This is a genomic window from Teichococcus aerophilus (assembly GCF_014490485.1).
GTDB classification, from domain to species: domain Bacteria; phylum Pseudomonadota; class Alphaproteobacteria; order Acetobacterales; family Acetobacteraceae; genus Pseudoroseomonas; species Pseudoroseomonas aerophila.
In genome coordinates this window covers 1-13,140 of record NZ_JACTVA010000017.1, presented here as the reverse complement: position 1 = coordinate 13,140, position 13,140 = coordinate 1, and the positions used below count along the sequence as shown (strand labels likewise).

The 13,140-nt window shown below is 67.5% G+C and carries 10 protein-coding genes; 2 read left to right on the top strand and 8 right to left on the bottom strand.

The window, feature by feature from the left end:
- Positions 1 to 118: 118 nt before the first annotated feature.
- Complete coding sequence (locus IBL26_RS11165; protein ID WP_187784568.1) at positions 119 to 1,027, bottom strand: LysR family transcriptional regulator; 909 nt, start codon at positions 1,025 to 1,027, stop codon at positions 119 to 121.
- Positions 1,028 to 1,176: 149 nt separating this feature from the next.
- On the opposite strand from IBL26_RS11165, the gene IBL26_RS11160 reads away from it, so the two are divergent.
- Positions 1,177 to 2,340, top strand: a complete 1,164-nt coding sequence (locus IBL26_RS11160) for a mandelate racemase/muconate lactonizing enzyme family protein (RefSeq protein WP_187784567.1) — start codon at positions 1,177 to 1,179, stop codon at positions 2,338 to 2,340.
- A gap of 136 nt (positions 2,341 to 2,476) precedes the next feature.
- Positions 2,477 to 3,448 (top strand): tripartite tricarboxylate transporter substrate-binding protein, encoded by a 972-nt coding sequence (locus IBL26_RS11155; protein ID WP_187784566.1) that lies wholly within the window; start codon positions 2,477 to 2,479, stop codon positions 3,446 to 3,448.
- A gap of 190 nt (positions 3,449 to 3,638) precedes the next feature.
- On the opposite strand, the gene IBL26_RS26085 is transcribed toward IBL26_RS11155, so the two are convergent.
- The 7 genes from IBL26_RS26085 to IBL26_RS11120 form a co-directional block, all read right to left on the bottom strand.
- Positions 3,639 to 4,424 carry a segregation and condensation protein A gene (locus tag IBL26_RS26085; protein ID WP_187784565.1) on the bottom strand — a complete coding sequence of 262 codons (786 nt, stop codon included), beginning with the start codon at positions 4,422 to 4,424 and terminating at the stop codon, positions 3,639 to 3,641.
- Positions 4,421 to 5,164 (bottom strand): hypothetical protein, encoded by a 744-nt coding sequence (locus IBL26_RS26080; RefSeq protein ID WP_187784564.1) that lies wholly within the window; start codon positions 5,162 to 5,164, stop codon positions 4,421 to 4,423. The genes IBL26_RS26085 and IBL26_RS26080 overlap by 4 nt, the downstream gene beginning before the upstream one ends.
- Entirely contained in the window at positions 5,161 to 6,156 is a 996-nt protein-coding gene (locus IBL26_RS11140; RefSeq protein WP_187784563.1) for a tyrosine-type recombinase/integrase, read from the bottom strand. Before IBL26_RS11140 ends, IBL26_RS26080 begins: the two co-directional genes overlap by 4 nt.
- A gap of 879 nt (positions 6,157 to 7,035) precedes the next feature.
- A complete protein-coding gene (repB, locus tag IBL26_RS11135) occupies positions 7,036 to 8,124 on the bottom strand; it encodes a plasmid partitioning protein RepB (RefSeq protein WP_187784562.1) in 1,089 nt (362 codons plus the stop codon).
- Entirely contained in the window at positions 8,125 to 9,336 is a 1,212-nt protein-coding gene (gene repA / locus IBL26_RS11130; RefSeq protein ID WP_187784561.1) for a plasmid partitioning protein RepA, read from the bottom strand.
- 567 nt (positions 9,337 to 9,903) lie between these two features.
- Positions 9,904 to 11,217, bottom strand: coding sequence for a plasmid replication protein RepC (gene repC, locus IBL26_RS11125; RefSeq protein WP_241749268.1), 1,314 nt, complete (start codon positions 11,215 to 11,217; stop codon positions 9,904 to 9,906).
- Between the two features lie 202 nt (positions 11,218 to 11,419).
- A complete protein-coding gene (locus IBL26_RS11120; protein WP_187784559.1) occupies positions 11,420 to 12,337 on the bottom strand; it encodes a replication initiator protein A in 918 nt (305 codons plus the stop codon).
- Positions 12,338 to 13,140 lie beyond the last annotated feature (803 nt).

Sequence of the window (13,140 nt, the reverse complement as noted above, 5' to 3'; positions counted from 1 at the left end):
CAGGCAGGCTGTCGTTGCTCAGCCTGCCGCGACCCTAAGAACCCACGGCGCCGGCTATCAGGATACGGATATCGGCGCTCTAGGGAAGCCGTGTTGCTGCCCGATACGCTGTGGTGCTTCAGGGCATCGCCAGCCTGGATACTGCTGCCCAGAAGCCCTCGGCCGTCTTCGATTGCCGGCGCAGGGGGCGGACCAGCCGGATCTCGAGTGCGATCGAGAACTCCTCGCCCCCGGCCTCGACGAGCCGCCCGGCTGCCAGATCATCCGCGACCATGGTGCGCGGCAACCACGCCATCCCCTGCCCCTGGCGGGACATGGTGTGCAGGGCGGCTGCGAGGGGGGCGGTGAACACAGGATCGAGCGAGGGCGGGTGGGCGAACTGCCGCTGTGTCGCCTCCAGGATGCGGCCGAGGCCGGAGGCCGAGTTGTAGGCCAGCAGGCGCACGGGCGAGGACGGCGTTCCTGGCAGCGTCCACTGCGCGGCCCCGGACGCGTTGGGCACCGAGACCGGCACGAGCTGGTCGCTGCCGACCACCAGGTGTGTAAAGGCATCAGGCGTTAGCCGGGTCGGTACGCCGCTGCGCGCATGGCACAGCAGGAAATCGGCGTCGCCGGCCAACAGTACCCGCTCGCAGGCCGCCATCGTGTCCGAGATCAGGTTCAGCGTGCCCAGGCTTTCCTGCATCGGCAGTGCGCGAATCAGGCCGGGAAAGAAGGTGAAGGACAGCGCGTGGGTGGCGGCGATCGCCAGCGCCGCCCCTTCGCGCCCCGCCGCCTTGAGGGCGCCGCGCCGCATCTGGTGCAGGTCGCGGGTCAGGCCCTCCGCCTGCTCGCGCAGGAACTCTCCGGCGGCGTTCAGTGCCACGCCCTGAGGCAGGCGCGCGACGAGCGGCGTGCCGACCCACTCCTCGAGCGCCCGGATGCGTCGGCTGAAGGCCGGCTGGGTGACGTTCCGCGCCTCGGCCGCGCGGGAGAAGTTCCGGTGCTCGGCTAAGGCCAGGAAATCCTCCAGCCAGTTCAGGTCCACGGCCGATGCCGATCCTGCATAACGATTGCGACTCTTGGCATTGGAGATTGATCCATACGCGACCGTATCTGAGCCCCGTGTCCTAGTGAAGCGCCGCTCAGGGCGTAAGGCCGGAGCCCCGGCTCCCAGTCAACGAGGAGGTATGCCGGATGCGCATCGTCGAAGTCCGCGAGGTGACTAAACCCATCGCGTCCCCCATTCGCAACGCCTACATCGACTTTAGCAAGATGACCGCGAGCCTCGTGGCCGTGGTCACCGACGTGATCCGAGACGGCAAGCCGGTGGTAGGCTACGGCTTCAACTCCAATGGCCGCTACGGCCAGGGCGGGCTGATCCGAGAGCGATTCCGTGACCGCATCCTCCAGGCCGATTCCAAGAGCCTGTTGGACGACGCGCGCGACAACATCGACCCGGCCAAGGTCTGGGCAGCGATGATGCAGAACGAGAAGCCCGGTGGGCACGGCGAGCGGTCTGTGGCGGTCGGCACCCTCGACATGGCGGTGTGGGACGCGGTGGCCAAGATCGAGAACAAGCCGCTGTTCCGCCTGCTAGCCGAGCGCCACGGGCGCGAGGCAAACCCCAGCGTCTTCGTCTACGCCGCCGGCGGCTACTACTACCCGGGCAAGGACAACACCGCGCTATGCGCCGAGATGCGCGGCTACCTCGACCGCGGCTACAATGTGGTGAAGATGAAGATCGGCGGTGCCTCGCTCGAGGAGGACCGTGGGCGCATCGAGGCCGTGCTGAAGGAGATCGGCTCCCGGGCACAGCTTGCGGTGGACGCTAACGGACGCTTCGACCTCGAAACCGGCATCGCCTACGCCAAGATGCTGCGCGACTATCCACTGTTCTGGTACGAGGAGATCGGCGATCCGCTGGACTATGCGCTGCAGGCCGCGATCTCGGAATTCTATCCCGGCGCCATGGCCACCGGCGAGAACCTGTTCTCCCACCAGGATGCGCGCAACCTGCTGCGCTACGGCGGCATGCGCCCCGACCGCGACTGGCTGCAGTTTGACTGCGCCCTAAGCTACGGGTTGGTGGAATATCTACGCACGCTGGAGGTGCTGAAGCAGTTCGGCTGGTCGCCGTCGCGCTGCATCCCGCATGGCGGGCACCAGATGTCGCTGATGATCGCGGCGGGGCTGGGGCTGGGTGGCAATGAGAGCTACCCCGATCTGTTCCAGCCCTATGGCGGCTTCCCCGATGGCGTGCGGGTGGAGAACGGCCGCGTGACCATGCCCGAGCTGCCGGGCATCGGGTTCGAGGGGAAGTCGGACCTCATCCAGGTGATGCGGGAACTGGCGTCCTAGCGACCGCGGAGTGTGCGTGGCCAATGGTGGCTCCTCGCGGGGGCCACCAGGGGCCCCGCCTCCCGATCCGGGGTCGCCTTTCGAGCTCACCTCACGCTTACACGTCCAAGCAAAAGCAATAACGGAGGAGCCACACATGAAGCGTCGCGCCTTGCTGACCGCCGTGCCGGCCTTGCTCTGCACCCCCGCCGTTCGGGCGCAGCAGCCGTTTCCGAACCGAGCCATCACGATCATCGTGCCCTTCGCCGCCGGCGGTTCTTCCGACGCCATCACCCGCCTTATCGCCGAGCCCATGGGCCGCGACCTCGGACAGCCGGTGGTGGTGGAGAACGCGGGTGGAGCCGGCGGCACCATCGGCGCGGCGCGCGTGGCCAACGCCCGGGCCGACGGCCACACCCTGCTGATGCACCATATTGGCCACGCCACCAGCGCCACCCTGTACCGCCGGCTGCCCTACAGCGTGACCGACAGCTTTGCACCGCTGGGCCTAGTTTCGGACGCGGCCATGACCCTGGTGGCGCGGCGGGATTTTCCGGCCACTGACCTTGCCGGCTACATTGCCGAGATCCAGCGCCAGGGGGACCGGCTGAACCTGGCGCACGCTGGCATCGGCGCCGCCAACCATCTTTGCGGCCTGCTGCTCCAGCAGACGGTAGGGACGGCAATGACCCCAGTGGCCTTTCGTGGCGGAGGGCCGGCGCTGACCGAGCTGGTGGCCGGACGCGTGGACGTGTTCTGCGATCAAGCCACGAGCACGGCTCCGTTCATCCGCGACGGCAACGTCCGGGGCTACGCAGTTACGGCACCTCAGCGGGTGGCCGGCCTCGACCTGCCTACCACGGCAGAGGCCGGGCGGCCGGGGCTGGTGATGAGCACCTGGCACGGCCTGTACGCGCCGGCCAATACCCCGCTCGAGGTGCAGGAGCGCCTGTCGGTCGCGCTTCGCGCCGCGTTGCGTGACGAGCGGCTACGGCAGCGCTTCGCTGAACTGGTGACGGAGCCGGTCACGGAGGAGCGGGCCACGCCGGCCTATCACCGCCGCTTCCTGGCCGAGGAGATTGCCCGCTGGCGTCCGATCATCCAGGCAGCCAACGAATACGCCGACTGAGGGAAGCGGTCGGGCGGGTGGCACCCTCCATCCGCTTGACCCATCCGGCTGCGACGCAACAGTTCCTTGTTTCAGCCTGCGGCTGCCACTTTACACCTTCAGTTCGTTCATGAGTCCGCTTCCGGCCATCAGCTGACCTCATCCCCCATTCCGTCTGAAAAGATCTGTTATCAGACGCACCCCCGCCGCCCTACACCGCTGCCGGCGCACCCGCGTCCGCGCTGAGCCGCACCTGCAGGACGCCGAAATTCTCCTGCTGCTGCAACACCACCCTGCCCTGCTTGGCCAGTTCCAGCCCCGCCAGGAAGGTGCTGGCCACGCCGGAACGGCGGCGCAGGCCGCCGGCTTCGCCGCTTTCCCGCTCCGGGACGAAGTGCTGCAGCGCGCCGCCCGCCGGGTGCTGGGATAACTGCGCCTGCAAGTGCTGCAACGCCTCGGCCAGGGTCCAGACATCCAGGCTCGGCGGCGTGTAGCGCGGCGGCGGGGCGGGCGGGCGGGGCGGTTCCAGCAGGTCGAAACACGCCAGCAGCAGGTCGAGGATATCGCCCTGGTAGCCCGCCTGCCGCGGCGCGTCCGGCCGGCCGCGGGCAAAGATGTCGTGGCCGAGTTGCGGCCGTGCCTCCAGCCAGGCCGCCAGCGCCCGAGCGTGCTGCCGCTGCGCGGCGCGGGCCAGCTCCTCCAGCAGGCGGTCCGCGTCGGCCGGCGCGGGCGCGTCCTCCGCCTGCACCAGCAGCCGGGATTTCAGCAACACCAGCCGGCTGGCGGCGATCAGCCACTCGCTGCGTTCGGCCAGCGATGCCACGCCGCGACCTGCCTCCACCGCCGCCAGGTACTGGTCGATCAAGTCGCGCAGCGACAGCCGGGCCAGATCCACCTTCTGCGCCCGCGCCAGCTCCAGCAGCAGGTCGATCGGCCCGTCATAGCCCTCCAGGTGGACGACCAGCGTGGCGCCCTGCACCTCCGCCGCTGGTGTCACCCGGCGCCGCCCAGGTCCAGCGCCAGGTGCGGCCAGGCCCTCGCCAGGCGCCGCACCGCTGCCCGCGGCAGCGTATCGGCGGCGAAGAAGCTGTAGCGCAGCGTGGCCAGCGGGCGCTGCCGCGCCTTGCCGGGATGCAGCATGGATTTGCGGAGTTCCGTTGTGCCCCAATGCGCCGCCAGCCAGCGTGCCGCGTCCGGATGCCGCACGCCCAGGCCGAGGATCGGCGCCGGCACCGGTAGCAGCGCCTGCAGGTCGAACGGGCAGGCGCGGCTGTGGTCGAGGCGGGCCAGGGCGCGATCGTGGTGGTCCTGCAAGCGCTCCCGGAACTGCGCGGCGAAGATGCGGCAGGCCTCCAGCGACAGCCGCCCGTCCTGGGGCGCGCGTGCCGCCAGCAGGTGGAACACATCCTCTTCCTCGGCGGCGAAATCGCGCGCCCAGGGCGTCACCCCGGCTCCGGCTGCCGCCACAGCGAAGGCGTGCAATGCGTCCTCCGGCCCCGAGACATCCAGGCGGCAGGCCAACCATTCCGTGTGGCGTGCCGCCGTGTCCGCCGCCGGCTCCACCGGTGGTTGCCGGGCCAGGATCGCCCCGGCGCGGCCCAGTCCCTTCGGCCGCCCCGGGCGGGGCTTCGGCACGGGCGCCAGGGTGTTGGGCGCCGGGGTGTTGGGTGCCGGGGGGTTTGGCGCCGGGGCGGACGGGGCAGCCTCGTCCTCCCACGGAAACCGGAAGCTGCTCACAACCCGACCTCGCCCGCCGGGCTGTCGGTCAGCAGCCGGGCCAGGCGGACATAGCCGTGCATCGTCTTGAGGTCCCGGTGCCGGCTGTGCTGCATGATGTCGCGGTCGCGCAGGCCGCGGTCATACGCCTCGGTGATGAAGCCGGCGCGCAGGCCATGCGCGGTGATGCGCTTGGGGCCGGTCACCGGCAGCCCGGCCTTCCTGGCATGGGCTTGCAGGATGAAGCGCACCGAATCCGCGTGCAGCCGTTCCCGCCCGATGGCGCCGGTCTGGTGCACGGCACGGAACAGCGGCCCGGTGCGGTGCTTCAACGTGGCCAGCCAGGCTTCCACCGCCCGCACCGGGCAGGTCAGCGGGTTCCGCCCGCGTGGGATGCCCAGCTCCACCCCCTCCGCCGCCGTGTCGGTTTTGCTGCGCCGGATGCGCAGCCGCAGCCCCTCCATCGTGTGCGTCAGGTCCGTCACGTCCAGCGCCACCAACTCCGAACGTCGCAGCGCCCCGGCGAAGCCCAGCAGCAACAGCGCCCGGTCCCGCCGTCCGGTCGCATCCTCCGTGCAGGTCGACAGCAGCCGGCGCAATTCCGTCAGGCGGATGGCCGCGGCCTGTTGCACCGGGCGGCCATGCCGGCGCCGCGTGCCCTTCAGCGCGATCTGCACCTCCGCATCCTCGGCCGGTGCTGCTTCCCGCGCCAGGCGGTGCGCGAGCCGGATGGCCGCCAGCCGCCGCCGCACCGTGGCGGGCGAGCGCAGCTTGGCGATGCTGACCAGGTAGGCGGCCACGGTCTTCGGCGTCGCGGGCATGGCGACGAAGCCCATCTCGGCGCAGAAGCGCAGGAAATCCTTCCAGTCGGCGCTGTAGGCGCGCTGCGTCGCCGGCGCGAAGGAGAGCTGCAGATATTCCTCGGCCGCCAGCAACGCGGCGAGCCCCTGCTCCGTCGGCTCCGCCACCCATTGCGCCGCCTGCGCGCTGCCGATCGCGATCTCGCCGCCCATGCTGCTCCCCTGCCTCGACGCGCCAATGTGCCGGTCGTCTGGAGGCTGGGCAAGCGGTGTTAACAGGCTTACTCGCGATAATAGGCGTTATCACGAGTTAGGGCAGTCCTGTTTTGCAGGCTTTCTTGGCTTGCTGCGCTGCCTTGAGAGGGGCGCCGCCCCTCTCGAACTCTCTCCGCCAAAGGCCTGAGGCCTTTGGGAACCCGTGCCAGGTGTTCTTCAGTAAGTATTCCGGGAAGCCGCCAAAGGGGTCACGTGGCACTGGTTATAGGGACGCCAAGCCTGCGGATACGATGGAGAGCCAAAATCCCGGGCTTAGGCTTCGTTGAGGTCGGGTGGGCTTAGAGACCGTCTGGAAGCTCTGACCGGTCGGTTACGACGGGCTTTGCAGCACCCGCTCCGTCGGCGGCTTGGCCAAGTGTCCCCGCATTTGGCCAGTGCCACCCCTGCGCTGGCACGAAAAATCCCAGCCGCGCCATCAGTCGCCGAAGTTCCAGACAGCCTTTGGGCTATAAGGGACTCCGCCATGAACGCTGACGGTACCGGCCCAACCGTGCCGTCGGCCCCTCCCCTATCAACTCACACGCAGCGCCGCCCGAGCGTGGAGCGGGCCATGACCGGCAGGGACAAGTGGCCACACCGTTCAGGCGGCTGTGACGGATGGATCGATCGTTCACACAGGAAGGCTGGTGGGGAGCGGTCCGCCCTCATAGGCCTGCCAGCAGCGGGCTTGCCGCAGCGGCCGGGCACACCGGCGCCGCGGATCAGTAGCGCTGCCTGAGGAGGGCCTTACCCAACCACAGGCGCATGAGGACAGCAGGGATGCTGGAGAGGGGGCGGAGCTCTATAGCTGCCCTGGTCTAGCCGGCAGAACCGCCCCTACCCTCGTCCACCCTTCTTCCTGGGCGCAGCCGTGCCCGCCGTCTTGATGAAGGCGGAGTAGAGTTCCTCCATCCGCTCCAACAGGAAGGCGTCGAAGCCCGGCACGCGGCGGTTATCGATGGTCAAAGTCGTCGCCCGCTCGCCAGTTGCCACCTTCAGCACCCGGGTGCCGCTGGAATGGGCCCAGTGGCGGAACGAAGCCCCCTCCCCTGCCCGGGCTGGCCTTTGCGGCTCAGGCTCGGCCACAGGCGCCGCAACAGGGTCCGGTTGGCTGAGCCGGCCCAGCACCTGCTGGAAACGGGCGTCAGAATCCAGGCCCTGGAACGGCGCGCTTTCAACCAGCGTCGTCAGATCCTCGGCCTGCTCCTGCCGAAACAGGTTCGCCAGCTCGACCCACCGGTCGCGGCCGGTTGCCGGCGCGGCGCCGATCGCGTCCACCACGGCAGGCGGAATACGCTCGATAACGGTGATGAGGCGGGAGACCGTGGTCTTGTCGGCGCTCAGCGCCAGCATGATCGTCTCCCGGTCGTAGCCTCCCTGCTCTAGTCGGTGCGCGAAGCGCGCGCGCTCGATAAAGGACAGGTTGGCCCGGGCGCTGTTCTCCTGCCCCTGCGCCAGCACCAATTCCCGGTCGGACAGTGGCCGCACCACCGCACGCACCGGCTTGCCAAGTTCCTTGGCCGCCCGCAACCGCCGGTGCCCGAAGGCAACCTGGTAGCGCCCCTGCCCTTCCGGATGCGGGCGTACCAGGATGGGCGAATCCTGCCCGCTGGCGGCGATGCTGTCCCGCAGCGCTTGGTACTCGCCATCATCCTGCGCCATGCGGTCAGCGACGAAGGATGCATCCACCGTTGCCGGGTCCAGATCGACGATTACCTGGCCGGAAATCAGCTTGGCTTCCAGTTCCTTCGCCGCATTGGCCTTGGCGGCCAGATCCTCGATGCTCCGTGTCACCGCACCCACCGCGCCGCGGCTGGCGAAGGCCAGGCCGGGCGCACGGGTGGGCGCGCTGGTGGTTGGCGTATCGGAGTTGACGGCCGTCAACTTTGGGGCCGTCAAGCCGGTGAGCAGGTTCTTGCGGGCCATTTATCCCCTCCCCCAGGCCTGGTGGACCAGTTGTTCGACCTCGCCATTCACTGCATCCAGGCATTCCAATGCCCGGTCGTAGGTCGCGGGTGTGAACTGCCGGCGCTCCACCTCGTACAGGGTTTGCTTGGTGATGCCGGCATCGGAAATGGCGACGCTCTTCAGCATCGGATGGGTCAACACATGTTCCCCGAACAAGGAGCGCATGAAGCCGACCATCTGGGTCTGCGGCCCGTCGCTCGGCTCGTAGCGGGTGACGAGGTAGCGCATCCAGTCGTAGCGCAGATTGCCGCCCGCGGATTTCAGATGGCTCAGCACGTCGCCCAGCATCAGCAGGAACTGGCACATGGACATGACGTCCAGCATCTGCGGATGCACCGGAATCAGTACTGCCGTCGCCGTACAGAGTGCCGCCATGGTAAGGTAGCCAAGCTGCGGCGGGCAGTCGATGACGACGATGTCGTAGTCATCAGCCACGGTGGCTAGGGCATTATCCAGCCGGGCGAAGAAATCCCGCCCCGTGGCGCCGCCTTCATGCGTCGCCAACACGCGCGGCGTATCGTACTCGAATTCCATCAGCTCGATATTCGCCGGGACGATATGCAGCCCGGGGAAATTGGTCGGCCGGATCAATTCGGAGAGCGGGCGGGCCTCGTCGTCATAGCGGAGTGCTGCGTAGAGCGTCTCGTTCGGCCCCAGGTCGAATTCCGGCTGGAAGCCATGTAGGGCGGACAGGCTGGCCTGCGGGTCAAGATCCACCGCCAGGACGCGGTGCCCGGTCAGGGCCAGGTGCTGGGCCAGATGCGCCGTCGTCGTCGTCTTGCCGCTGCCGCCCTTGAAATTGACGACGGCGATGACCTGGATATGCTCCTTGCCCCGGCGATGCGGGACGTAGCGGCGGCTCGGTCGGCCGGTCTGGTCCAGGTAGGCGCGAAGTTCCTGTACCTGTTCCGCCGCATAGAAGCGCCGGCCGGAGCTGGTAACGCTGGGGGAGGGGCCTTTGCCTTCCAGGGACAGGTTGCGCAGATAGCCGCTCTTCACTCCCAGCAGCTTGGCCACTTCCGAAGCCTGGAATGAGCGCAGCGGCTTTTGTGCCGCGGGCGGGAACAGTTCCAGCCGGTGTGCTTGCAGCCGCTCGGACAATTCCTGTGCCTGGGCGCTGATGATGGTGTCGATATCCGCGACCTTGCGGTTGCCAGCTGGGCCATTCATGTCGTTCACTCGCAAATGCGGCTTCAGGAGCATATGGGGGGCAATATCGCATCTAAGTCCAGGGCTTGAAAGCCAGGCCTCGGCGTTCAGTAGCGAGTTGACGGCCGTCAACTGCACAATTTCCCCATGAAGACGCTCAGAGCGACCATCAGGTGTCCTGCAGCACTGCCTTGACCGCGTCATCCTGGCTTTGCCTTTGCCTGAAGGAACCGGTGCGGAAAGTGCAGCGCCAGGGCCGGTCGAGACCCGGACCTAGGCGGGAAGGTCGAGCAAAGAACTATCCGGAGCTTCCTGACGTGCGGCTCTGTGGGCCTGGCTGGTGGAGAGGTCCAGCCTCTCGGCCTAGGCAGGGGTAACACCGAAAGGTCAGGCCATAGTCTTTCTCACAGCGCCAACTGTCGGTCCTGACGCACTACGCCAGCCCATAAAACAAAGCGGCGATTTTAAGGGAATTCTTTCCTTTGACCTCTCCTCCCACCACCGTGACGATTGGCGAGCTTGCGGCACGACATCCTCGCCTCCGGTTCCTCTCCGAGACCTGTCACAGCGCTGAACGCACGCCCGGCGTCATGCAAACGCCTGTTCAGTGCCGGGGCGCCTCGCCATCCACGCGCTCCGTCGCGCATGTCCACGAACAGCCGGGGCCTGGGCCTCCCGCAGCCCGAAAATACTCCGGTCGAGATGCAGGGATCCTTCCCGCGCCTTTCGCAGCATGCCGCGCAGGTAGCCTCCTGGCCCCGCCTGTCGGAAATGCCCCGCGGCCTTGGTGGAGATGATCGCGACGGCAACCGCCGCCATTCGGCGTCCCAGCAGCCGGCAGGCTTCCGCGTACAGCACTCGGGGGATGGTCATGTCCTGCGCCAGCACCGCTGCCGCATCCGCTACATCCGCCCAATCAGGCCGATCAGGCCGATCTGTGGTCAGGCACCGCCCGAGCTTTGGCGCCAGCCGGACCAATTCCTCGGCCGAGACCGTGCAGGGCGGCTGTGCCACCAGCTCCATGGCTGGAAGCGGGGAGGGGAGGGCGCCACCTGTCCTGGCTTCCCTCAATGCCACTACCGTAGTCCTTTCAGGATCCCTGGAGTGAATTGTAGTTAAAATAGGCCTGACATCGTCGTCAGCCGAGCCTGACATATCCGCGTTTTCCAGGGCCTGTTCCAGCCAGGCCAGGCCCGATGCCGCGAGGTTGCGAAGCTGCGCGACGACCGCTTCCAGCGCCGTCGGCTCTTCCATCCGTCTCAGGCCGGCGCGCAGGTGCTGCGCCTCGTTCCGCCACGCGCCCAGCATCTCGGCCTCAAGGCCGTTCTGCTGTGCCAGGGCCAGGAACTGCTCCAGCGACTGGCAGGATGCCGAGGCTTCCCTGCGCAGCGCGCGGCATTGCCGCCGTGCCAGCTCCCCGGCCTCGATCACTTCCTGGAATTCGGCATGGCGCGCCGCCATCGGGCGCAGATTGAAACCCCAGGCCCAGAGGATCCGGCCATTCTGCCGTACCCCGCGCCGGCGGCGGTCGCTGCCATCCTTCGGCGCCAGCAGCCGCGCCTCGATGGCGGCGGCGATCAACCGGCTGACATGCCGCTCGCTGCACCCCAGCGCACTAGCCAGCTCCTCATTCCCCGGCCAGACGATGGGGTCCTCGCCCGGTTCCCAATCCTGCGGCTGGGTCCATCGGAACAGTGCTTCCATCAGCGGCAACAGGCTGTGGCAGCCCAGATACGGGGCGGCCCGCCGCAGCGTCGCCAGCAATTGGTTGGGGTGCTTGACGCCCGGCGGCAGGCCGGTGGCCTGTTCCACCAGCCTTGCGGCCAGCAGATGATTGGGGGTTAGCTTGCGCAGCCCGCGCACGGATGCCCGCACGGATACCAGAGGTTCCACGTTGCCCATTCCTTCGGATCAGAGAAACCGAAGCGGGCACGAGCATGCATCAGCGCCGAAAACAGGTTTCGTGCTTGACCATCAGCTCACGGATACCTAGATGGATGAGTGTTCAGGACATCCCCTAGGCCACCGGCCTAACTTCGGTATGTTCAGCAAGCCCCGCTCGCCAAAGCGGGGTTTTGCGTTTCCAGGCCTTGCCTGGTCTGGGTCAGTCCCGTGCGGGTCCTTCCATCTCGGTTGCTGGTGTGTCTCCGCCAGCCGCATCCAGGCGGCGCGGTTGCGGGGCCTTGGCCCGGGCGGTGAAGGTCACGATCGTGCCTTCATAGCCGGGCCGTCCACGCCGCTGCGGCTCAGCCGCCGGGCGATGCAGGCCGATATCGAACTCGATAAGCCGCTGCGTCTGCTCCAGCTCGTTCAGGAACTGGCCAAAGTGCCGCAGCAGGCCCTTGGTGCCGACGCGGGCGTGCAGGTCCTCGATCCCGATCGTCCAGCCGGCTTCGTCGACATCCTCGGCTTTGGCGATCTCGTAGAGACGGCGCTCCAGCGGCGCGAGGTCGAAATACCCGTCGGAGAAGGTCAGCAGCCGCGCATCGCTCAGGATGCCGCGATAGAGCCAGGCGCACAGCGTCACCGAGACGCTGACCAGCTCCTTCTCCTTCCGCGCGTTGCGGCGGTAGCGGGTGTTCACCGCGTCGATCCAGGAGAACACGCCATCGGCGCCTTCGCCCGCCATCTCGATATTCGTCCGCACCTGGGTACCCTGCAGCCGCTGCAGCATCTGCAGCAGGCGGTCATAGGCCTTGCCGGCGGTATCCCGCCCGGCGACACGGAAGAAATCATGCGCGGTGAAGGTGAATTCCCGGTCCGGCTTCGGGTCATCGACCCGCAGCTCGCCCCGCCGCAGCTTCTCGGCCATCAGGGAGGCGATGTAGAGGATCAGGTCCTTGTCGTAGATGGTGGCCATCCCGGACGGGCCAGGCGCCACCTCGATACGCACCTGGCCGTCGTCGTAGCGCAGCACGTCGCGCGTGGGCGCCGTCTTGCCCAGGTGGAAGAACGGATAGGCCATGACGCTGCGCTGGCCACGCACCTTGCCCCGCAGTGGGCTGTCGAACAGGTCCGGCAAGGCTTCCCGCACTCTGCGGGCACGCGCGGGCGCGGCCGCCTTGCCCCGCACGGGCGGGGAGGGGGGCTTTTCGGAGTCCGCCGGGGGCTCCTGCCGCGAGGTGGGTTGGCGTGCCATCGCTGGAAACGGGTGTTCTGCTCTGTTCTGTCGCCAGCATGCATAACCCCAGCGGGATCGCGAGGGGGTAGGTTCGGGGTTTCGCCTCCGAAAGCGGGACAAAGATTCGGGGTTTCGCCTCCGAAAACCCCAATTAGCAGCGAATTCGACCGCCGCTGGCGTTTAGAAGCGCATCTGCGCGGGCCGGGAGAGGTGTCGCGATTCGGGGTATCGGCTCCGAAAATAGCCCCGGAATCGGAGTCGCATCGACTCCGATTCTCAATGGACCGGCACTTCCCCGCGCTTAGGTGCGATTTTGCCGCGAGACGGCCTCGCTGCCCGCTTCTACCCCTGTCTTTGCACCCATCCGGCCTGCTGAAGCAGCCGTCGATCGGCTACCTTCAGCGCGGCAGACGGCCATGCCATCAGCGGTTCGGGGTTTCGCCTCCGATAATCTGGCCGGCCTTTCAGGGTCGCTGGGCGGAGGGCGCGACTATGGCGTCGACCCCTGTTGAGTAGGACCCAGAGAAGATCATGTCAATATATTCCTAGGAATGGTCGGTGTAGAACGGAGGCTGGGGGAAGGAATTCCCCCAGACCCCCATCTTCTTTCGCGAGTCTATGAGGCAACTAGAGGCTGTTATGGACCTTTGGGCGGGTAATGATCAGGCTGAGGGGCATGAGTGCCCGCAAGCCGTACCCCTCTG

Bases quoted from the DNA above. Each gene is read 5' to 3' on its own strand.
- IBL26_RS11160 (WP_187784567.1), top strand. From the start codon at position 1,177: ATGCGCATCGTCGAAGTCCGCGAGGTGACTAAACCCATCGCGTCCCCC.
- IBL26_RS11155 (WP_187784566.1), top strand. From the start codon at position 2,477: ATGAAGCGTCGCGCCTTGCTGACCGCCGTGCCGGCCTTGCTCTGCACC.
- IBL26_RS11140 (WP_187784563.1), bottom strand. From the start codon at position 6,156: ATGGGCGGCGAGATCGCGATCGGCAGCGCGCAGGCGGCGCAATGGGTG.
- repB (WP_187784562.1), bottom strand. From the start codon at position 8,124: ATGGCCCGCAAGAACCTGCTCACCGGCTTGACGGCCCCAAAGTTGACG.
- repA (WP_187784561.1), bottom strand. From the start codon at position 9,336: ATGAATGGCCCAGCTGGCAACCGCAAGGTCGCGGATATCGACACCATC.
- repC (WP_241749268.1), bottom strand. From the start codon at position 11,217: ATGGGCAACGTGGAACCTCTGGTATCCGTGCGGGCATCCGTGCGCGGG.